At 43.9% G+C, this 21,464-nt stretch carries 16 protein-coding genes and 1 pseudogene; 11 read left to right on the top strand and 6 right to left on the bottom strand.

Going from position 1 to position 21,464, the window contains the following annotated elements:
* Nucleotides 1-19 precede the first annotated feature (19 nt).
* Complete coding sequence (locus AMR95_RS05765; protein ID WP_039177068.1) at nucleotides 20-1,411, bottom strand: amino acid permease; 1,392 nt, start codon at nucleotides 1,409-1,411, stop codon at nucleotides 20-22.
* Between the two features lie 180 nt (nucleotides 1,412-1,591).
* Nucleotides 1,592-2,665 carry a tetratricopeptide repeat-containing glycosyltransferase family 2 protein gene (locus AMR95_RS05760; protein WP_058837812.1) on the bottom strand — a complete coding sequence of 358 codons (1,074 nt, stop codon included), beginning with the start codon at nucleotides 2,663-2,665 and terminating at the stop codon, nucleotides 1,592-1,594.
* Nucleotides 2,666-2,797: 132 nt separating this feature from the next.
* On the opposite strand from AMR95_RS05760, the gene AMR95_RS05755 reads away from it, so the two are divergent.
* Nucleotides 2,798-4,681 carry an ABC-F family ATP-binding cassette domain-containing protein gene (locus AMR95_RS05755; protein ID WP_058837811.1) on the top strand — a complete coding sequence of 628 codons (1,884 nt, stop codon included), beginning with the start codon at nucleotides 2,798-2,800 and terminating at the stop codon, nucleotides 4,679-4,681.
* Between the two features lie 30 nt (nucleotides 4,682-4,711).
* On the opposite strand, the gene folE2 is transcribed toward AMR95_RS05755, so the two are convergent.
* Complete coding sequence (gene folE2, locus AMR95_RS05750) at nucleotides 4,712-5,608, bottom strand: GTP cyclohydrolase FolE2 (protein WP_058837810.1); 897 nt, start codon at nucleotides 5,606-5,608, stop codon at nucleotides 4,712-4,714.
* 143 nt (nucleotides 5,609-5,751) lie between these two features.
* On the opposite strand from folE2, the gene AMR95_RS05745 reads away from it, so the two are divergent.
* Nucleotides 5,752-6,177: a MerR family transcriptional regulator gene (locus AMR95_RS05745; protein WP_058837809.1), complete on the top strand. Its 426-nt coding sequence runs from the start codon at nucleotides 5,752-5,754 to the stop codon at nucleotides 6,175-6,177.
* Between the two features lie 56 nt (nucleotides 6,178-6,233).
* On the top strand, nucleotides 6,234-7,424 hold the full coding sequence (locus AMR95_RS05740; RefSeq protein ID WP_039177075.1) for an MFS transporter: 1,191 nt from the start codon (nucleotides 6,234-6,236) through the stop codon (nucleotides 7,422-7,424).
* 46 nt (nucleotides 7,425-7,470) lie between these two features.
* Here the strand turns inward: AMR95_RS05740 and AMR95_RS05735 are convergent, their stop codons facing one another.
* Nucleotides 7,471-9,024 (bottom strand): ABC-F family ATP-binding cassette domain-containing protein, encoded by a 1,554-nt coding sequence (locus tag AMR95_RS05735; RefSeq protein WP_024426645.1) that lies wholly within the window; start codon nucleotides 9,022-9,024, stop codon nucleotides 7,471-7,473.
* 152 nt (nucleotides 9,025-9,176) lie between these two features.
* Here AMR95_RS05735 and AMR95_RS05730 point away from each other — a divergent pair, with 152 nt between their 5' ends.
* Nucleotides 9,177-10,319: a DEAD/DEAH box helicase gene (locus AMR95_RS05730; RefSeq protein ID WP_058837808.1), complete on the top strand. Its 1,143-nt coding sequence runs from the start codon at nucleotides 9,177-9,179 to the stop codon at nucleotides 10,317-10,319.
* Nucleotides 10,320-10,354: 35 nt separating this feature from the next.
* On the opposite strand, the gene AMR95_RS05725 is transcribed toward AMR95_RS05730, so the two are convergent.
* Nucleotides 10,355-11,359, bottom strand: coding sequence for an NADP-dependent oxidoreductase (locus AMR95_RS05725; RefSeq protein WP_058837807.1), 1,005 nt, complete (start codon nucleotides 11,357-11,359; stop codon nucleotides 10,355-10,357).
* A gap of 121 nt (nucleotides 11,360-11,480) precedes the next feature.
* The gene (locus tag AMR95_RS05720; RefSeq protein ID WP_041087183.1) at nucleotides 11,481-11,858 is read right to left on the bottom strand and encodes a YfmB family protein; all 378 of its coding nucleotides are present in this window, start codon (nucleotides 11,856-11,858) and stop codon (nucleotides 11,481-11,483) included.
* A 221-nt stretch (nucleotides 11,859-12,079) separates the two neighbouring features.
* Here AMR95_RS05720 and AMR95_RS05715 point away from each other — a divergent pair, with 221 nt between their 5' ends.
* From AMR95_RS05715 to AMR95_RS05685, 7 genes and pseudogenes are all read left to right on the top strand, one after another.
* Nucleotides 12,080-12,427, top strand: coding sequence for a general stress protein (locus AMR95_RS05715; RefSeq protein ID WP_039177084.1), 348 nt, complete (start codon nucleotides 12,080-12,082; stop codon nucleotides 12,425-12,427).
* Between the two features lie 962 nt (nucleotides 12,428-13,389).
* Nucleotides 13,390-14,046: a class I SAM-dependent methyltransferase gene (locus AMR95_RS05710; RefSeq protein ID WP_058837806.1), complete on the top strand. Its 657-nt coding sequence runs from the start codon at nucleotides 13,390-13,392 to the stop codon at nucleotides 14,044-14,046.
* A 266-nt stretch (nucleotides 14,047-14,312) separates the two neighbouring features.
* The gene (locus tag AMR95_RS05705; protein ID WP_034282729.1) at nucleotides 14,313-15,038 is read left to right on the top strand and encodes a GTP cyclohydrolase II; all 726 of its coding nucleotides are present in this window, start codon (nucleotides 14,313-14,315) and stop codon (nucleotides 15,036-15,038) included.
* A gap of 32 nt (nucleotides 15,039-15,070) precedes the next feature.
* Nucleotides 15,071-15,874: a formylglycine-generating enzyme family protein gene (locus AMR95_RS05700; RefSeq protein ID WP_039177089.1), complete on the top strand. Its 804-nt coding sequence runs from the start codon at nucleotides 15,071-15,073 to the stop codon at nucleotides 15,872-15,874.
* A 4-nt stretch (nucleotides 15,875-15,878) separates the two neighbouring features.
* Nucleotides 15,879-17,636: a WD40 repeat domain-containing protein gene (locus AMR95_RS05695; RefSeq protein ID WP_058837805.1), complete on the top strand. Its 1,758-nt coding sequence runs from the start codon at nucleotides 15,879-15,881 to the stop codon at nucleotides 17,634-17,636.
* Nucleotides 17,637-17,919: 283 nt separating this feature from the next.
* Nucleotides 17,920-19,005: a bifunctional diaminohydroxyphosphoribosylaminopyrimidine deaminase/5-amino-6-(5-phosphoribosylamino)uracil reductase RibD gene (gene ribD, locus AMR95_RS05690; RefSeq protein ID WP_058837804.1), complete on the top strand. Its 1,086-nt coding sequence runs from the start codon at nucleotides 17,920-17,922 to the stop codon at nucleotides 19,003-19,005.
* A gap of 111 nt (nucleotides 19,006-19,116) precedes the next feature.
* Nucleotides 19,117-21,464 (top strand): annotated as a pseudogene (locus AMR95_RS05685) (hypothetical protein); the annotation flags it as partial.

The raw sequence follows: 21,464 nt of genomic DNA, 5'->3' as shown, positions 1-21,464 counted from the left end.
GAATCCCCGAGTCTCTTTTCTAATTTGTTTCATTCAGATGGCTTTTTCGTCTTGCATAGGTGAAATAGACAACAACACCGATGGCGATCCAGATGAGGAAGGCTCTCCATGTCTCCCATTTCAGTGTGGCAGCCAATGTCATACAAATGATCGCACTGATAATCGGAAGCACAGGCACGAACGGTACTTTAAATGCTGCTTTAAGATTCGGATGTTTTTTCCGTAAAATGATGACCGCAATGGAAATCACCGTGAAGGCTGCCAGTGTACCGATGCTGACTAAATTCGCGAGCGTCGATAAATTTACAAAACCTACGATACAGGCTGCGACTGCACCTGTCAGCCAAGTGTTGGCAACGGGCGTTTGCGATTTTGGATGAACCTTTGAGAAAATATTTGGCATAAGCCCATCGCGGCTCATCGCAAAGGTTAAGCGAACCTGTGCATATACCAAGGCAATGAGAACCGTTGTAATCCCAATAATAGCACCGGCTGATATGATACCCGCCACACTATTCAGGCCAACCACTTGAAGAGCAAATGCGACAGGATCACTGACATTCAGCTTCGTATAGTGAACCATGCCTGTTAAGACAAAGGAAACCCCGATGTATAAAATGGTACAAACACCGAGCGCTCCGATAATCCCAACCGGCATCGCCTTTTGCGGATTTTTGACCTCTTCAGATGCATTGGCGATCGCATCAAATCCGAGGTAAGCAAAAAAGACGGTTGCCGCGCCTGCGATCACGCCGTTAAAGCCCATTGGCATAAACGGTGTCCAGTTTTCAGGTTTGACGTAAGCAAAGCCTGAAATGATAAAGAGTAGGACGATGGCAATTTTGATCAGCACAATGATGTTATTCAGCTTTGTACTTTCTTTGACGCCTCTTGAGACGATAAAGGTGATGAGCAAAATAATGAGTGCGCCTGGAAGGTTAAAGACGGCCCCATCAGCGGCTCCAGGTGCAGCTGATAAAGCCTTCGGTATGTGAAGACCGAATCCGCTGAGCAGTGATTGGAAATAGGACGACCATCCACTTGCCACAGCAGAGAGCGCAATGACATATTCAAGCATGAGATCCCAGCCCATTAAGAAGGCGAGAAATTCTCCAAGTGTTGCGTAGGAATACGTATAGACGCTTCCTGACACAGGAATGGATGAGGAGAATTCAGCATAGCAAAAAGCAGCAAGGGCGCATGCGATCGCAGCCAAAATAAAAGATATAATAATCGCAGGTCCTGCATCATTTGCCGCAGCAACCCCCGTAATGACAAAGATCCCAGTCCCGACCACACAGCCAATGCCAAGCAAGATTAAATCAAACGTATTTAATGAACGACTGAGCCGCTTCGTTTGACTTTCAAGCATGAGCTGGTCGAGAGATTTTTTTCGAAATAAAGAACTCATGTTGACCTCCTAATGGATAAATCTTTTCGTAAGACGAATGTTAGTATATGCGCAAATGATAATTTAGTCAATTGGTTGAAAAACGCTTTAAATCACTAAAGTATTAAACGTCACAACCGAAGAAGTGTATAAAAAGAAACATCCGCCGAGAGATCGAAGGCGGATGTGGTGTCAGACAATCTATGTCTGTTCAGCAAATATTTTTTCATTGTACAGCACACTTGGATGAGTTGGATGATGGGCCGAGGAGGCACGGTGATGTATTTTGGCTTGTTCCAGGTTGCCGAGCTGATAATAACAGTAGCAAAGCTGGAGGTGAGGATACCACGTTTTATATTGTGTCAGTGTGAAAGCTGTTTCGTTTTCAGGAGCCTTCAGCGCCTGCTCATACCAAAAGATGGCTGCTTGATGTTTATTTTGTATTTTTAAATGATCCCCGATCCGGCAGCAAAATTCTGGCCGGGGCTGATCATATAAGAAGGAACGTAATAATGAGGATAAGGCTGCTTCCTCATAGCCTTCCGCATAATAGCAGTCCGCTAAATATTGGCATGTGCGGATTTCATCCTCAATCCAGCACTGTTTTGTGTTTAAAAATTCATGATAAAAACGAATCGCTTTGACACGCTGACCGTTGTCTCTTAATTCATTGGCAAAGTAAAAGAGATCACGGGGCGTCATATCCTCTCCTTTTGCCAGCATGTCTTCATAAATTCGCAAGTTGCGCCCAGGCTCACCAGCAGTTGTTTTCTTGCGTTTTTGATGTGTGACGGCGATATCTGCAGGAAGGATGTTTCCATACACTTGAAGAAACTCATGAACGGCCCCGTACCACTGAAAGTTCAAGGAACGCTTCACAAGGCGATTTCTTCTATATTTGAAATTGACTTGACCGTTTTCATCGAATCCCACATGATAAAACATCGAAACAGCATTCACCGAGGGATCAAGTGTCTGCTTGAGCTGAAGCAGTTTTTGGCGGTCTTCTTCAAGGAGAACATCGTCAGCATCGAGCCATAAAATATACTCTTTCCCTGCATGTGAGAAAGCAAAGTTGCGTGCTTTTGCAAAATGCTGAACCCATTCAAAATCCAGCACTTTTGCTGAAAAGGAATGAGCAATTTCCTTCGTTTGATCTGTTGATCCCGTATCAACGATGATCATCTCATCGACAATGTCTTGAACAGACGAAAGGCAGTCCGCCAGCACCTCCTCTTCATTTTTCACAATCATACATAAGCTAATGGTTATCATCTTTAGATCACCTCTTCATAGTGTATCGAGCATCAAAAGGAAACATTCTTTTCTGCAGCGGGTTTTTTAAAACTAGTTTTCTGCTACTGGCTGATTTAAAATAAAGAAAGAATCTATGTAAGGGCTGATAAAATGAGTTTATTGAATGTTGAAGGATTATATAAAACCTATGGCGAGAAAACGCTGTTTGATCATATTTCTTTTCATATAGAACCAAAGGAACGCATCGGATTGATTGGACCAAATGGAACAGGGAAGTCAACGCTTCTAAAGGTCATTGCAGGACTTGAATCGTTTGAAGAGGGTGACATCACGAAAGCAGGGACACTTGATATCGAATTTCTCGAGCAAGATCCTGAAATGAGCGGGAATGAAACGATTCTTGACTATATTTTTTCAGGAACGGCACCAATGATTCAAACGATGAAGGCGTATGAAAAGGCACTCGCCGATTTAGAGCATGATCCGCAAAATGAGGCAAAACAAGAGGCACTGATGCGCATGCAAAATCGAATGGATCAGGAGGATGCTTGGGATGCGAACCTTTCAGCCAAAACGATTTTGACAAAGCTTGGCGTGAAGGATGTAAGCCGCTCTGTCCATGCATTATCAGGCGGACAGAAAAAACGTGTCGCCATTGCTAAAAATTTAATTCAGCCTGCTGGTTTGTTGATTTTAGATGAGCCAACCAACCATCTTGATAATGCAACGATTGAATGGCTTGAAGGATACTTAAGCCAATATAGCGGTGCTGTCATCCTCGTGACGCACGATCGTTATTTCTTAAATCGGGTGGCCAATCGGATTTATGAGTTAAATCAAGGACAGCTTTATACGTATAAAGGAAATTATGAAGTCTTTTTAGAAAAAAGAGCGGAGCGGGAAGCAGAAGCTCAGGTGAAAGAAACGAAGCGTCAAAACTTGCTTAGACGAGAGCTTGCATGGCTCAGACGAGGAGCAAAAGCAAGAACGACAAAGCAGAAAGCACGTATCGGCAGAGTCGAAGAGCTGAAGGATCAAAAAGGACCTGATGCGAAGGGAGAGCTTGATTTTGCCATCGGTTCGCACCGTCTGGGAAAACAAGTGATAGAGGCAGAAGACTTATCGATTTCATTTGCTGGCCAGACCCTTGTGGAGCGGTTTACAGATTTAGTCGTGCCAGGCGATCGTATTGGATTTATCGGACCGAATGGAGTCGGCAAAACCACTTTACTGAACTGTCTAGCAGGTAAGATTGAACCGACTTCAGGACAATTGACCATTGGACAAACCGTTCGTATTGGTTACTACACGCAGGATCACAAGGAAATGAATGATGAGCTGACCATCATTGAGTACATCAAGGAAACAGCTGAGATCGTCAAGACGTCTGATGGCGCCATTGTAACAGCAGAGCAGATGCTGGAGCGCTTCCTTTTCCCAAGATCGATGCAGCGGACGTATATTCGTAAGCTGTCAGGGGGAGAACGCCGCAGATTGTATTTATTGAAGGTCTTAATGGAAGAGCCGAATGTTCTCTTTTTAGATGAGCCGACGAACGACCTTGATACAGAAACCCTCAGTATTTTAGAGGATTATTTAGAGCAGTTCCCTGGCGTCGTCATCACAGTGTCCCATGATCGTTATTTCTTAGACCGAGTGGTTCACCGCCTGCTTGTCTTTGAAGGAAATGGGCGAATCTCACACTTCCAAGGTGCTTACAGCGATTATATGGAACAGGAAAAAGAGCAGAAGCGGACAGAGACAAAGCCTGCTGAAAAACAAGTAGAAGCTGCGCCTAAAAAGAGAAAAAAACTTTCTTATAAAGACCAGCTTGAATGGGACGGGATTGAAGACCGGATACAAGCATTAGAAGAAAAACATCAGCAGCTCGAAGCCAGCATTGCAGAGGCAGGCAGTGATTTTGGGAAAATTCAAGAGCTGATGGACGAACAAAAAGCCGTTGCGGAAGAACTAGAACAAGCAATGGACCGCTGGACAGAACTATCTCTTATGATTGAGGAAATGAATGAATAAAGATGTGGAAACAAAAACCTGTAGAGCGATCTACAGGTTTTTTTGATAGGAGCATTTGGCATACGCATCATGCTGGTGGATGGATTCCTCATTACGACACTCGACTTGAAAGCCTTTGATCCATGGCTGCTCATATAATTCAATGGCAATTAACCTTGTGATATCTTCTACAAAGCGCGGATTTTCATAAGCCTCTTCTGTCACTTTCTTTTCATCAGGTCTTTTGAGCACGGGATAAAGCGGTGCGCTCGCATTGGACTCAATGATATGTAAAAGAACGGTCTTGATGTCGTCAGGGAGCGCTGCTTGTTCAAACAACTCTACTTGGATGGAAACAGACCCGCGCTGATTATGGGCACCATATTCACTGATTTCCTTGGAACAGGGACATAATGTCGTGACCTGTGCACCGCAGCCCACATGACAGGTCCATCCGTCCTTTTCATGAAAATGGACGTCATATTTGACAGTTGCATGCATCAAGCCTGACTGCCCGGTGACTGGACTTTGTTTTTCCATGTACCATGGAAAGGAAACTTGAACGGAAGCAGAGGATTGATTCATTTTCCGGGCGAGCGCTGCCGTCAATTCTTTTAGGATATTCACATCAAGCGGCTTGCTGCTTTCATAAAACGAGTGCAGCTGTTCAGTGAGACGGCTCATATGAATGCCTTTTTGATGGGCTGGCAGGGATGTACTCAGTGAGAATTCAGCAGTGGTTGTTTGGCGCTGTGGTGCTGTTTTAGATACGATATGTATGGGATAGGACATGCGGCAGATCCCGACTTGTTCAAGATGAAAATAAAAGTCCTGCTCTGTTTTTTGAATGTCAGACATGTCCTCTTTTTGCCAAGGCTTTGTGCCAAGACTTGGCGGTACTGATCCAAATAGCTGGTGCCGTTCTACTTTAGGTGGAAATGAGCGCATATGGTACCTCCTATAAATCGTAATTATTACTATTTATTTTGCGATAACATATGGAATAAATCAAGTGTTAAAACTTTGACGTTTACGTTAAGGTTATAAAGGTGTATAATAAAACATGAATTGATGAGCAGGAGGCACTGGCGATGGAATGGATGAAAATTGATCAAGTGGCGAAAAGAAGCGGACTGACAAAACGGACGATTCGTTTCTATGAAGAGATTGGTTTATTATCAGCACCAAAGCGGACTGAGGGCGGTGTCAGACTTTACTCAGAGGACGATATGGAAGAGCTAGAGAAAGTGATGCAGGCAAAAGAGGTACTCGGTTTTTCTTTACAGGAGCTTCAATCGTTTATGGAAATCGGAAAGCAGCTAGAGTTGAATAAAGAAGGCTACTTGCTGTCGCTTGATCCGAAGGAACGATTAGAGAAGCTTTTAGATATTGATGCGCAGCTGACTGTGCAGCATCAATTGATTACAAAAAAGCTTGAAACGATTCAAGCCTTTAAAAAGGATCTTGAAGCGATGAAAGAAAGAGCGGCTCATGCAATTGAGCAATTACAAAAATAAACACCTCTGCGTGTTTATTTTATTTTGTCAACATTTGAAGGAAAGGTTCTGATGGAATGAAGGAAGAAGAAGTGTTGAAACAGCGTACAAGTCTGCTTAGGCAGCCAAAAGCCGTTTGGGCTGTTGCCTTTGCGTGTGTGATTTCGTTTATGGGAATAGGACTCGTCGACCCGATCCTGCCAGCCATTGCATCGCAATTACACGCATCTCCAAGCCAGGTCTCTCTTTTATTTACAAGCTACTTACTTGTGACCGGCTTTGTGATGTTCTTTACCGGCTTTATTTCTAGTCGGATTGGTGCGAAATGGACGTTATTAGTTGGACTCATTTTTATTATTGTTTTTTCTGCTTTAGGTGGTACTTCTTCTACGATTAATGAATTAATTGGCTTTAGAGGCGGATGGGGCATTGGGAATGCTTTATTTATTTCAACTGCACTCTCTGTCATTGTTGGTGTATCGGTTGGAGGAAGTGCGAAGGCCATTATTTTATACGAGGCAGCACTAGGTCTTGGGATATCGGTTGGACCGCTACTTGGCGGTGAGCTTGGCACAATTTCTTGGCGCGGGCCTTTCTTTGGCGTTGCCGTGTTAATGCTTATTGCTCTTTTAGCGATTACCTTTATGCTTCCACCTATGCAAAAGCCGCAGAAAAAAGTGAAATTATTTGAGGCGGTCGGGGCGTTAAAATATAAAGGACTTTTAACGATGGCATCTGCCGCTTTCTTATACAATTTCGGTTTCTTTGTGCTTTTAGCGTATTCGCCATTTGTGCTCCATCTTGATGAGCATGGACTTGGATATGTCTTTTTTGGATGGGGGCTATTCTTGGCTGTGACCTCTGTCTTCTCAGCGCCAGTCATTCATCGCAAACTGGGGACATTGACCTCGCTTGTCGTTCTGTTTGCTTCGTTTGCTGTGATTTTATTCGGTATTGGGGTATGGACGTCTCATGCTGTGGTCGTGATCTGCGGAATTGTCATTGCTGGGGGAATTCTCGGTATGATCAATACAGTGCTCACGACAGCTGTGATGGGGTCAGCACCGGTTGAACGTTCAATTGCTTCATCCTCTTACAGTGCTGTACGATTTATTGGGGGCGCGATTGCTCCTTGGATTGCCGGAGTTCTCGCTGAATCCTATACAGCAAGTACACCTTATTATGTCGGGGCTGCTGTGGTTCTCTTAGGCATGATCATCCTCCTCCTTGGACGTAAGCATTTGGTGAATATCCAAGCAGGTCATTAATGAGAAAAAGCCTTATATCTTTAGAAGATATAAGGCTTTTTTGTCGTTATAATACTTTTGTTGTCCAAGATTCGCAATTCCAAGTTTCGGTTGCCACATCTTGATAAAATTCAGGTTCGTGAGAAATCAATAAGACGCTGCCTTTATATTCTTTTAACGCGCGTTTTAGTTCTTCTTTTGCATCGACATCTAAGTGGTTTGTCGGCTCATCGAGAACAAGTAAGTTGGTTTCTTCGTTGATCAGCTTGCAAAGACGGACCTTTGCTTTTTCTCCTCCACTTAAAACAGATACACGGCTTTCAATATGTTTTGTCGTTAATCCGCATTTTGCAAGAGCGGCTCTGACTTCATATTGCGTGTAAGAAGGGAAGGTGCTCCATACTTCTTCAATACAAGTATTGCTGTTCTGCTCTTTTACTTCTTGCTCAAAGTAGCCAATATGCAAGAATTCTCCACGTTCCACCTCACCAGAAATAGGTGTGATTTCCCCAAGAAGACTTCGGAGCAGCGTCGTTTTACCGATACCGTTAGCACCGTACAACGCAATTTTTTGCCCGCGTTCCATTTTCAAATTCAATGGGCGGGAGAGCGGTTCATCATAACCGATGACCAAATCTTTCGTTTCAAAAATCAGTTTCCCAGAAGTACGTGCCGGTTTAAAATGGAATTCAGGTTTTGGCTTTTCTGCTGCGAGTTCAATCATATCCATCTTATCCAGTTTCTTTTGGCGGGACATCGCCATATTTCTTGTGCTGACACGTGCTTTGTTTCTTGCGACAAAATCCTTTAGTTCAGCCACTTCCTGCTGCTGTCTTTTATAGGCTGCTTCGAGCTGCTGCTTTTTGACTTCGTACACTTGTTTAAATTGGTCGTAGTCGCCAACATAGCGCGTGAGTTCTTGATTTTCAACATGATAAATCAAGTTGATGACACTGTTTAAAAACGGAATATCATGTGAAATGAGGATAAACGCATTTTCATATTCTTGTAAATAACGCTTCAGCCACTCAATATGCTGCTCATCCAAATAGTTGGTCGGCTCATCGAGAAGGAGAATTTCTGGCTTCTCTAACAGCAATTTCGCTAGCAGCACCTTCGTACGCTGACCGCCGCTGAGCTCCGTCACATCACGGTCCAGCCCGAGATCCGTTAAGCCAAGACCTCTTGCAATCTCCTCGACCTTAGAATCAATGATATAGAAATCATTGTTTGTCAGTGCATCCTGAATGACGCCCACTTCCTCTAACAGCTTTTCCAGCTCATCAGGATCGGCTTCACCCATTTTGCCATAAATGTCATTCATCGCGGCTTCCATTGAAAATAAATAATGGAATGCATCCTGAAGGACTTCACGGATCGTTCTTCCCTTTTCTAGCACGGTATGCTGATCAAGATAGCCGACACGGACATTTTTCGCCCATTCGACTTTTCCTGCATCTGGCTCCAGCTTGCCAGTAATAATATTCATAAACGTTGACTTTCCTTCACCGTTGGCGCCGATTAAGCCGACATGCTCGCCTTTTAATAAACGGAAGGACACTTCGTGGAAAATGGCTCTGTCGCCAAAGCCATGACTTAAATCTTTAACAGATAATATCATTTTTTACACCTCAAATAGATTCAAAACGGCTAGTGCCTCTCATGATTATATCGAACTGTCCGGCTCGATAAAAGCATCAAAAGAAAAATTGCGTTTCAAAGCTGATTTTGAGATACTAAAGGATAGATTGAATGAGGATAAAGGAGATCGACATGACGGAAAATTGGGCATTTTTGAAAGAAGCAAAGCCATTTATTCAAGAGAACTTTCAAGCGGCTGGCTTCGAAAAACCAACAGCTATACAAGAAAAAACAGCAGAGTGGATTACGGAGAAGCGTGATGTGATCGCAGAATCGCCAACTGGAACGGGGAAGACACTTGCGTATGTTCTGCCGCTTTTAAATAAAATTGATGTCAATATCAAGCATCCGCAAGTCTTAATCTTGGCACCTTCAAGAGAGCTTGTGATGCAAATCTTTGATGTCGTGCAAGAGTTCAAACAAGGATCAGACATCAAAGCGGTTTCCTTGATTGGTGGAGCGAACATCAAGAAGCAGCAAGAAAAGCTAAAGAAACACCCGAACATCGTTGTGGCGACACCTGGCCGAGTACAAGAATTAATCAAAATCAAGAAACTGAAAATGCATGAAGTCAAAACGATCGTATTAGACGAAGCAGATCAACTTCTTGTGCCAGAGCATATGAAAACGATCCAAGCGATCATTAAGTCCACATTAAAAGAAAGACAAATCCTTTGTTTTTCTGCCACGTTGAAAGAAGAAACCGTTCAGCTGATCAAAGAAATGACATCTGAACCAGAAGTATTGAAAATTGCTAGAAGTGAGGAAGAAGCGCAGAAAGTGGGTCACTATTATCTGTTATGTGATCAGCGTGACAAAGTGAAACTACTGCAAAAGCTATCACGGCTTGAGGACATGCAGGCGCTCGTTTTTGTGCGTGACATTACGAACTTAAGCATTTATGCAGAGAAATTAGCGTATCACCATGTCGACCTTGGTGTCCTTCATAGTGAAGCAAAAAAAGCTGAGCGTGCTGTAATATTAAAATCATTTGAACAGCGTGAATTCCCGCTCCTCCTTGCAACAGATATTGCAGCAAGAGGAATCGATATTGATGACCTGCCATATGTCATTCATGCAGATATGCCAAATGAAGAGGGCTACATCCACCGTTCAGGCAGAACCGGACGTGCTGGAAAAGAAGGCGCAGTCATCAGTCTTGTCACACCTCAAGAGCAATCAATGCTGAAAAAAATGGCGAAAAAGCTAAATCTTTCGCTTGAAGAAATTGTGTATAAGCAAGGCCAGCTGCAGCTTGCGCCCAAGCAGGCATAAGAAAAGGACCCTTCCACATGGAGGGTCCTTTTTTGTTATGAAATTTTGACAAGCTGTTTTCCGACATTTTCCCCTTTGAATAATCCAAGGAATGCATCAGGAATGTTATCAAAGCCTTCAATGATTGTTTCTTTATATGTGAGTTTGTCTTCTTTTACCCATTGTGCGAGATCCTTCGCTGCCTCTCCAAAACGATCTGAATAGTTGGCAACGATGAATCCCTGCATCAATGCGCTTGTTTTGATGAGTTTTGTTTGCACACGCGGACCGATATCTTCGCTTGCGCTAATATTATAAGAAGAAATGGCACCGCATACTGGAATGCGTGCAAAACGGTTCAAATGATTCATCACCGCATCTGAAATTTCGCCGCCTACGTTGTCAAAGTACACATCAACGCCGTTAGGACAGGCTTTTGCAATCGCATCATCTAAATCATTCGTTGTTTTATAATTAATCGTTTCATCAAAGCCTAATTCTTTTAAATAAGCGAGTTTATCATCAGATCCGGCAATTCCCACGACGTGTGCGCCTTTGATCTTAGCGATTTGTCCCACAACGGAACCAACGGCACCTGCGGCTCCAGAAATGACAACCGTCTCGCCTTCTTTTGGCTGACCAATCGCAAGCAGGCCAAAGTAAGCGGTTTGCCCTGGCATCCCCAAGATGCCTAAATAATAGGACAATGGCGCAATGGACGGATCAATTTTAGTCAGAGATTCAGCTTTGGCAGTGGAATATTCTTGCCAGCCAAGGAATCCAAGGACAAAATCACCCTTTTCAAATTGAGGCGATTTCGACTCAACGACTTCTCCGACGACACCGCCCTGAATCACTTCATTTAGCTTGAACGGAGGTGTATAGGATTTTGTATCCTGCATTCGTCCTCTCATATAAGGATCTACAGAAACATATTTCGTTTGAACCAAGACCTCTCCATCTTGCGGTACAGGTATATCTACTGTTTCAAAATGAAAAACATCTTTTGTAGGTAATCCTTTTGGACGTTTAGCTAATTGAATTTGCTTTTGTTGACTCATGTCAAATCCTCCCTTTCACTTACAGCCTAGATTTACATTAACATGATGCTTCTTTTCGTTCAAAACATACGGTCTTTTCAAAACACACACAAAAAAGCAGCCGCCATCTCATCGAAGGGGACTACTTTTTCTGAAAAGATACAGAGAGGAGCGGCGGGAGACAGCCAAACAGCTGATACACATCCGCATCACGTTCTTTTAACAAATATTCGTTTGCATTTTGCATGGAGGCTTTCATCATATCGCGCGTCACAAAAGGAAAAAGGATATTCAAATATGAGGACAACAGGTCTTGTGGATCTTGATCAATTGACTCGATATCTCCAATGTTAATAATGATGGAAAAGAGATAATCAATGGAGATGCGAAAGTGCTGTTCGGCAAACAATGTAAGCGGCTTTGTATTCGCTTCTTCAGGATTCCACTTTTGAAAAAGCTGTTTCACCAAATCACTGACAACCCAAGCATTAAACTGCTGCTCCGCTGAAAAGTAATACATCAGCTCTCCCTCATTTCTAGCCTCCAGTATAAGAATTGTACAACAAATCAACAGGAATGAACACGATATTTCAGAAAATTTAGTCATTTCAACAGGCTTTTTGTCAAAAATAAGTCGATAGGCATGGTATGTTCATTAAGCAAATTGGATGTGCTCTTGTAAGGTTTAATGTCAAAAGTGACGGGTAAAAGATTCGTAAGACGTTAAAGGAGGAATATAAAATGAAACCTGTTGTAAGAGAGTATTCAAATGATGAAACACTTCAAAGAGATGTAGAGCAATTAAAATCGATCGGTGTTGCAAGAGAGGACATTTATGTTCTATCCCATGACGATGATCGAACAGAGCGTATTGCAAATAATGCAGATGCCAATACGATAGGCTCAAGAGAAGTTGGACTTAAACATGCGGTTGGGAACATCTTTAGTAAAAAGGGAGATGAACTCCGCAATAAAATTCATGAAATTGGTTTCACCAAAGAAGAAGCTGAGACATTTGAAGAACATTTAGATGAAGGGAAAGTGCTTCTCTTTGTCACAGATCATGAAAAAGTGAAAAACTGGGCGTAAACGCCAACTGAAAAAGCCTCTTACTTTTGTAAGGGGCTTTTTTTCATGCTTCCATGTCTGAAGGAGAGACATATATCTTTTTTATGATAATAAATAAATACATAAGTATGGAATAAATAGTAAACGCTCTAATTGAAAATGCCGCTATACCAAAGAAAAACATGGGGAATCAGAAAAAAATAGTCGAAATATCACAAAAAACCATTCGGGAAATAATTATTGTATCTTTCTATTTTGATTTAAAATTAAATAAAAAACTTGTGTAATTTAGTAGATAAATTTCTTAGTTCTATTGGTTTAAATTGTATTTTTATGTAGAAATAATTGTTTTAAGGTCAAAAAACCACGAAAAATACCTGTATTTTCAATTAGGAAATTCATTTTAATGTTTAGGAAATAATTTGTTGACAAAATAAACTAAAAACAATATATTTGGCTTATTCCAGTCATTATGGAATTAGTTGTTAAATTTCTGATGAGTTTATTCGGAGCATCACTTAGTGAAAGGGGGTGGCAGAAACCAAGGCCTAAGCGCCTTTAAGTTACAAAAGTGTCTACTAAAACAAAAAAAAAGAATCATTTACTTGAAAAAAAATGATAGTCATTCTAAACAGTAGATTGGTTTTTCTACTATGAACACTTTGCAAGAGATAGTCAAAAGGCGTTAAGTCCTTATACAAAAGAGAAAGCGGTTTCAATAAAGGATGTGAGTTGATCGAACGGTGAAGGAGGTGAACTCATATGAAAAAAAGAGAGAACAAGCTGAGGCGAGGCGGCCTTCAAACGGCTGCATATGAGGAGGATGAATGCTGAAAAAGAAGAGTGAACATGTGGGATGCTGCTCTCCTTTTTCAGACAAACAGATTTTCCTAAAAAATCCATCTCTCATTCTAACATAAGGTTTTTGGCTTGAAAACCACCTTTGCCCGAAAAGACGATTGTGAATTGAAGGAGGTTTCATGATGAAAAAGGCTTTGTACCATGAAGACAGTGGATTGTATTTAGAAAAGATGCGCATGGCATTCCAAGAGCATTATGAGCAAAGAACAGATATGTGGTCCACTGATCCATCCTTAACAGACGCAGCAGTGATGTCATTAAAGGCATGGCGTTCAAGGGAAAAGAATGCACTTGCTTCTGTACTGGATATCGGGTGCGGCAACGGCCGTGCACTTGAACATTTAAGCGGGCTTTCCGCATATGTCGGTATCGACCTGTATGAGCATGAGGAGTGGGAAGGGTTACAGAAAAGAGAAACAGTTCCTGTCCATTTTGTTCATCAAGATTTTATGTCATGGTCCATGGATCAGGGACGCGGGATGCAGTTTGATTTGATTTTAGATCATGGCTGCTTTCATCATCAACATCCTGATGATCATGAACGTTATTTAAAACAGGTCTCTTCTTTACTTCATGAAGGCGGTGTCTTTTCACTTGTTGTCTGGGGAGAAGAGTGGAAAACAGGATTAATCGGAGAAGATGGCCGTTTTCATTTTTCGTTTTCAGATTCTCAGCTTGGCGAAAAAATTTGTACATCAGGTCTTGAGCTTGTATCCATATCACCATTACAAGCGAAGGCCGGAATAAGCCAGCATCATGTCATTGCCGTCAAAATCTAGTACAAAGGTGAGTGATTCAAAGCTAGCAGAGGTGTTCAAGTTAAGAAAGAGCGTCTGCCAATCAAGGGCGTTTGCTGCTCTGACAAAAAAAGCATATGAACCAAGATTTCTGCTCCTTTGTACTGGAAATGGACAAGGTCTAAAGCGATGAGAGACACTGCACATTCATTTCCTTCTGCGGGAGCACACAGGCAGAGGGAGTGCGTACACATATTCATCACTCCATCACTGCGCTATGGGTGCAGTGATGAATAGGGGGGAGACAAATGAACAAGTTTGTAGATGAATTACAATCAATGATTCATCATTTTACCTTTCAAGAAAAACACTATTTGCTCGTGGGGCCTGTGAATTTGCCAATTTCCATTCAACATGAAGAAGTGCCATTTAAGTGGTATGCCTTCGCACCTGTTGAACGGGATACAAAACCAACGATCGAATCGATTGTCCAAATGAGTACCGCGCAGCAAACCTTTTCCTCTTGTCTCTTATTTGGCGACTTTGAAAATGAACGGCCGCCGCTTGTGCGAATCCATAGTGTCTGCCAAACAGGTGATGTGTTTGGGTCACTGAAATGTGACTGTGGTCCACAGCTTGCATTATCACTGAAGAAAATCACCGATTACGGAAAAGGTATGCTGGTGTATATGGCCAATCAAGAAGGGCGGTCTATTGGGCTGATGGCAAAAGCATTGACGTATAAATTACAGGAAATGCAGCTGGATACTTTTGAAGCCAACCGCCTGATCGGCTGCGGGGATGATGATCGGCATTACGAGGAAGCAGCAGCAGTTTTGCACTATTTAAACAAAGGGAAACCATTGCATTTACTAACGAACAATCCAGATAAAGTCGATTCTATTGCAGCTTACGGTCTTCCTGTTTTGCGGTTTGATCATACGGTCGAAGCCTCTCTCTACAATGAAGCCTATTTAAAGGCAAAAGCAGCCTCAGGGCATATGGTCGATGAGAAGAAATTAATTAATCAATAGACGAGTTTATTGAAAGAAGGCGGGAGAAAAGCGTGAAACCTGATATCAATTGGATTCAAATTCCAAGCGGCTATGCAACGATTGGAAGTAATGAAGAAGATATGAAAAAGGCATCAGAATACTGGAAGGACAAGCTGCTCAATCCAACCTACGGCCGTGAGAAAAAATTTCAAAAATGGCTGTACAAAGAATTTCCATCCTATCAGCCGTATATCAACGAATTTTTTATCTCAGATACGGTCGTCAGCAATGAACTGTATCAAAGCTATTGTGATGAAACAGGACAGACATACCCAGAGAGCTTAACGAACGAAGAGCTTGGCGGGGGAAAAGATCATCCAGCTTGGGGCATGGACATTGAGGAAGCCTTCTCGTTCTGTCAGTGGCTGAGCGGGAAACTGGGGATGGATGTGTCGATTCCTACGGAAGAAGAATGGGAGTATGCTGCCCGGGGAAACACGAGAAATCAATACCCGTGGGGAGATGAGTTTGATCCTTCTTACTGCAATACACACGAATCAAATATTGAAAAAACGACGCCTGTCCGTCATTACGAAAAGGGCAGATCCTTATTTGGTCTTTATGATATGGGGGGCAACGTCGAGGAATGGGTCAACACCAAATATCACGTATATGAAGGCGGCATCGAGGTCGTCGATGATTTAACGGAAACACTCGGAAGTGACTACTACATTTTAAAAGGCGGCTCCTTCGCAAGAGGTGGAGATTTATGCAGAGTCGCAAGAAGACACGGGAAGCACCCAGATCCCGTTTTTCGATTTACTGGTTTTCGTTTAGTGACTCGTCAAAAACAACATATAAAGGTGGGAGTGTAAAACTATGCATAGAGGACCAATTACATCTGTTTTATCAACTCAGCACGACCAAATCGTTTACACTGGCGGCTATGACCGCTGTATTTATCAGTGGAACCGGGAGACAGGAGAAGGAACGTTCATTGGCAGTCACGAGCATATCATTAACTCAATATCTCTTTCTGAAAACGGAAAGTATTTAGCGAGTGCATCGTCAGACTATACCATTCAATTATATGATACAGGCACAAATACACGAATCCGCACGTTGTTTGGTCATGCGGATGATGTAGAAGCCGTCGCTTTTGCGAAGCAGGATACTTTGCTTGTATCCGTATCCAGAGATAGAAGATGCTTAGTCTGGGATATCGAAACGGGTGCTATTTTAAGAGAATTCCATGGTCATAGCAAAGATGTATTAGCTGTATGGATACATGGTGATAAAGCTTACACAACAGGTGATGATGGATACGTCCTTGTATGGCTGTATGAGACCGGAGAAATTGTAGGGGAAATTGGCCCGTTTGATTATGAACTGGATACGATCAGCGGCAGCAATCAAAAAGAAGTATTCGCACTTGGCAGAGATGATGGCACCGTTATTATTTACGATGCGGCGACTTTACAGGAGAAGAAAATCATCAAAGCCCATTTACAGGGCGTCAAGCGCGTGAATTTTTCTCCAAGCGGTAATTACTTGCTGACAGCAGGCTACGACCATTTAATTAAGCTGTGGAATTATGAAACAGGTGATTTAGTCGATACACTGCTGCCTCATAAATATCAGTGGGAGCGCTCGCTTGTCTGGACAGAGGATGAGAAGTCAATACTAGGAGCCAGCTTTGGAAAAACATATTGTGAATGGTCGATTGAAAAGGGCAAAGTCATATCAGATGAGATCGAAATGGCGACACCATCTATCAATGACATTGCGCTGACTGATGCAGGTGATATTATTACCGCATCAGATGATGGAAAATTCAGAAAAAATGGAATGGAAATTGCTAAATCAACGGGCGTTTTAACGAATGGAGTAGCTGTTGCACGGGATGGAAGCTATTATGCGTGGGGAGACCATGCAAGTCAGGTGCATATTGTTCATGAATCATTACAGCAAATGGTTTCGTTTGATCTCAACACAGGTCCGGTCAACAGCGTGTATTTCCACGAGGAGGATCGTCAATTTTATATTGGAACTTACGGCGGTTATGTACATGTCATTTCAACAGAACACTTAAAGGAAATCGGCCGTTCCAAAGCACACGATTGTGCGGTCAAAGCATTAAAGGTAGAAGGAGATCATATCATCACAGCAGCGGTTGAAGGAACCATCTGTCTTTTAGATAAAAAGAGTTTATCCTTAAAAGCGGAATACATCGGTGCGACAGAGCTGTTAAATGATGTCTTTATTGATAGTAAACGAGATCGTATCGCCATTGTCAGCCGTGACAAGAATGTGAGATTGTTTGATTTGCATACTGGAAGAATTTTAGACCAGCATAACGAACACCAGTATTCGATTAAATCGGTCACAGTCACAGACTCTGGCTATATTGTAAGCGGCGATTATTGGGGCTATATCGTAGTGTGGAATCCAGAGCTGGATGTCAACACCGGCCCAATTAGAATTGCCAAAAATGGGATTAGTGCCATCAGACAATTAGGCAATGATGTATACGCAAGCTCATACGACGGCGGGATTTATCACGTTCGAGAAGATGGGACGCATACCGAAGTATTACGCTTATTTGAACAATTTCCGAAAGAAGTAATCTCTCATTAAGAAAAAGAATGTAAGCGGGGGATTCTCATGATAAGTGTTTGCAAGGAACATATGAAAAAAGGTCTGTCTGTACTCAATTGTCCGCATGTGCTCCTCATTAATAAATATGAATGTCGCAAATGCTGTTTTTGTAAACAACGAGCATCTTATAAACTTTTTTATTCCTTGCCTTACTATGATCGATCTGAAAAGAAACGGATGGAAAAAATATAGCACATGAGAATAGAACTCCTTCATTCCCTGAAGGAGTTCTTTCCCTTGAAAGAGAGGAAAGGAGACTTACATGAAAGACGATGTTTTTTATATGAAGCTAGCGATTGCCAACGCAAAGGCCATGAAAGGACAAACCTCACCAAATCCGCTTGTCGGGGCAGTGGTAGTCAAAAAAGGTGAGATTGTTGGAATTGGTGCTCACATGAAGGCGGGCGAACCGCATGCTGAAATTCATGCGCTGCAAATGGCAGGAGATAAGGCGAAGGGAGCTCATATGTATGTGACGCTCGAACCTTGTTCGCATCATGGAAAAACAGGGCCTTGCTCAGAAGCGATAATAAAGAGCGGGGTGAAACGTGTGGTCATTGCCACTGGGGACCCAAATCCGCTTGTAGCAGGTAAAGGGGTCACGATGTTGAAACAAGCAGGGATAGAAGTAGAAGAAGGGATATGTAAACGGGAAGCGGACAGCTTAAATCTTCCTTTTTTTCATTCCATACAATCAGATCTTCCATATGTCATATTAAAAACAGCCATTTCGTTAGACGGGAAAATTGCAACAGCTCATCAAGAAAGCAAATGGATTACGGGAACAGAAGCAAGAAAAGAAGTGCAGCAATTACGTCAAGAAGCAGATGCTGTGGTAACAGGCGTCGAAACCATTATTCAAGATGATGCAGGTCTTATTGTGAAAGATTCAATCGTGACACAGCCCATTCGCGTCATTTTAGATTCCACATTAAGGATTCCGCTTCATGCGAAATGTTTAAACGATCATATGGCAGAAACCATTATTTGTACCTCAAACAAGTACGATCAAAAAAAATATCATCAACTGGTGCAAAAAGGACATCAGGTCTTTATCACAAGCGGAGAAAATCGGACAGACATCCATGATGTGTTACGCATGCTGAAGAAGCGTTCTGTCATGTCGGTACTTGTGGAGGCGGGGGGCAGTGTGAGCGCGTCCTTTTTAGAAGCGTCACTTGTGAACGAAGCCATTATTTATATGGCGCCGTTATTCATTGGAGGAAAAGATGCGCCTACTTTCTTTGAAGGAGAAGGGATGAAAACATTAAAAGAAGCTATCCGTCCGGTAGATATTGATTATCGTATGGTAGGAAAAGATTTAAAAATGACGATGAGACTTCAATGAAAGAAAGACCTTGTGCATAGCGTGCAAGGTCTTTTTATCTTTCTAAATAAAAATAAAAATGTACATACACCTTTCTTGGTCGTGATGAATACGATGGATGGGGGTGATTCTATGAGAAGATGTAGACAATGCGGAAAGACATATCCAACTCATTCGACAGACCACTACCAAAAAGGAAGCTGGTATGATGCGTATAAGGATGATGGCTGGGAATGTGATAGTTGTAAGAAAGGAAGATCAGGGAAGCCAGGAAAATCAGTGAAAAATCCTTGCTGCGGAAAAGATCCTTGTGTTTGTGTGATTCAAGGTCCGCCAGGCGGGAGAGGAAGAAGAGGCCCAGCAGGTCCGGCGGGTGCAGCAGGTCCAGCGGGCCCAGCAGGTCCAGCAGGTCCAATCGGTCCAACAGGTGTAGGTTTAACAGGCATTCTGGCATTTGATCCAGCAGTAGCACCAGCCTACCCAGTAGGGCAAGTGGTGACATACGATGGCAGTACGTATGTGGTCAATTCAGCACCGCCATTAGGGACGCCTGATACATCACCGGACTATACGCTTTTAGCTGCTGCAGGAGCAACAGGTACAGGACCAACAGGTGTTACGGGAGATCCCGGTCCGACTGGGGCAACCGGCGCTACCGGTGTAGGTCTAACTGGAGTTGTTCCGTTTGATGCGGCAGCGGCACCAGGGTATCCAGTAGGTCAAGTGGTGACATATGAAGGCGAGACGTATCTTGTAAACACAGCATCGCCAACAGGTACACCCGATACTTCCCCAGATTATACGCTTTTAGCTGCTGCAGGAGCGACAGGAGTTACGGGCGCCACCGGCACAGGAGCAACCGGTGCAACAGGTGAAACGGGAGCGACCGGCGTCACAGGAGCAACGGGGGAAATTGGTCCAACCGGCGCCACTGGAACAGGAGCAACCGGAGCCACAGGTGAAACGGGAGCGACTGGCGTCACAGGAGCAACGGGGGAAATTGGTCCAACCGGCGCCACCGGCACAGGAGCAACCGGTGCAACAGGTGAAACGGGAGCGACTGGCGTCACAGGAGCAACGGGGGAAATTGGTCCAACCGGCGCCACTGGTACAGGAGCAACCGGTGCAACAGGTGAAACAGGAGCAACCGGCGTCACAGGACCAACAGGTTTAACTGGGGTAACTGGTGAAACAGGGGCAACAGGAGTGACCGGAGCGACTGGAGTCGGTTTATCCGGAGTCGCAGCGTTTGATCCAGCAGTAGCGCCAACTTATCCAGTAGGTCAAGTGGTGACATATGAAGGAGGAACCTACCTTGTTAACACGGCGCCACCAACAGGCACACCAGATACGTCACCAGATTATACGTTATTGGCCGCTGCAGGAGCGACTGGCGTTACAGGAGCAACCGGTACAGGAGTCACGGGTTCCACCGGCGCAACAGGAGTGACAGGACCAACGGGAGAGGTTGGTCCAACCGGAGTCACTGGCGTCACAGGAGCAACAGGAGAAATTGGTCCAACCGGTGCCACTGGTGTTACGGGAGCGACGGGGGAAATTGGTCCAACGGGAGCTACTGGTACGGGAGCCACCGGTGAAACAGGTGCAACAGGGGTCACAGGAGCGACAGGAGAAACTGGTGCCACCGGCGTCACAGGACCAACAGGTGCAACAGGGGTAACTGGTGAAACCGGGGCAACAGGAGTGACTGGAGCGACTGGAGTCGGTTTATCCGGAGTCGCAGCGTTTGATCCAGCAGTAGCGCCAACCTATCCAGTAGGTCAAGTGGTGACATATGAAGGCGGAACATATCTGGTCAATACAGCGCCTCCAACAGGTACACCGGATACTTCTCCAGACTATACGTTATTAGCAGCCGCAGGTGTTACCGGAGCCACCGGAGTAACAGGTGCAACTGGTGTAACCGGTGATACTGGAGTCACAGGAGTAACTGGAGCAACCGGAGCAACTGGGGTGACGGGTGATACAGGAGCAACTGGAGTCACAGGTACAGGAGCGACCGGAGCAACAGGAGCGACTGGAGTCACAGGAGTAACCGGAGCAACAGGAGATACGGGAGCCACCGGAGCAACAGGAGCCACCGGAGCAACTGGGGTAACGGGTGATACAGGAGCAACAGGAGCCACCGGGGTAACGGGCGATACTGGTGCGACCGGAGTAACCGGTGTAGGATTAACTGGCATCCTGGCGTTTGACCCAGCTACAGCCCCAACCTATCCAGTAGGTCAAGTGGTGACATATGAAGGTGGAACCTATGTTGTGAATACAACACCACCAACAGGTACACCAGATACGTCCCCAGACTATACGTTATTGGCCGCCGCAGGTATTACCGGAGCAACAGGAGTAACCGGGGCAACTGGGGTAACAGGTGATACAGGAGCAACGGGAGCAACAGGAGCAACGGGAGCAACAGGAGTAACCGGAGCAACTGGGGTAACGGGTGATACAGGAGCAAC

It is taken from the genome of Bacillus sp. G1(2015b) (assembly GCF_001482475.1).
Classification (GTDB): Bacteria; Bacillota; Bacilli; order Bacillales; family Bacillaceae; genus Bacillus; species Bacillus safensis.
This window is presented reverse-complemented; position numbering and strand designations above follow the sequence as displayed.

Coding starts and splice junctions, on each gene's coding strand:
- AMR95_RS05765 (WP_039177068.1), bottom strand. CDS start 1,411: ATGAGTTCTTTATTTCGAAAAAAATCTCTCGACCAGCTCATGCTTGAA.
- AMR95_RS05760 (WP_058837812.1), bottom strand. CDS start 2,665: ATGATAACCATTAGCTTATGTATGATTGTGAAAAATGAAGAGGAGGTG.
- AMR95_RS05755 (WP_058837811.1), top strand. CDS start 2,798: ATGAGTTTATTGAATGTTGAAGGATTATATAAAACCTATGGCGAGAAA.
- folE2 (WP_058837810.1), bottom strand. CDS start 5,608: ATGCGCTCATTTCCACCTAAAGTAGAACGGCACCAGCTATTTGGATCA.
- AMR95_RS05745 (WP_058837809.1), top strand. CDS start 5,752: ATGGAATGGATGAAAATTGATCAAGTGGCGAAAAGAAGCGGACTGACA.
- AMR95_RS05740 (WP_039177075.1), top strand. CDS start 6,234: ATGAAGGAAGAAGAAGTGTTGAAACAGCGTACAAGTCTGCTTAGGCAG.
- AMR95_RS05735 (WP_024426645.1), bottom strand. CDS start 9,024: ATGATATTATCTGTTAAAGATTTAAGTCATGGCTTTGGCGACAGAGCC.
- AMR95_RS05730 (WP_058837808.1), top strand. CDS start 9,177: ATGACGGAAAATTGGGCATTTTTGAAAGAAGCAAAGCCATTTATTCAA.
- AMR95_RS05725 (WP_058837807.1), bottom strand. CDS start 11,359: ATGAGTCAACAAAAGCAAATTCAATTAGCTAAACGTCCAAAAGGATTA.
- AMR95_RS05720 (WP_041087183.1), bottom strand. CDS start 11,858: ATGTATTACTTTTCAGCGGAGCAGCAGTTTAATGCTTGGGTTGTCAGT.
- AMR95_RS05715 (WP_039177084.1), top strand. CDS start 12,080: ATGAAACCTGTTGTAAGAGAGTATTCAAATGATGAAACACTTCAAAGA.
- AMR95_RS05710 (WP_058837806.1), top strand. CDS start 13,390: ATGAAAAAGGCTTTGTACCATGAAGACAGTGGATTGTATTTAGAAAAG.
- AMR95_RS05705 (WP_034282729.1), top strand. CDS start 14,313: ATGAACAAGTTTGTAGATGAATTACAATCAATGATTCATCATTTTACC.
- AMR95_RS05695 (WP_058837805.1), top strand. CDS start 15,879: ATGCATAGAGGACCAATTACATCTGTTTTATCAACTCAGCACGACCAA.
- ribD (WP_058837804.1), top strand. CDS start 17,920: ATGAAAGACGATGTTTTTTATATGAAGCTAGCGATTGCCAACGCAAAG.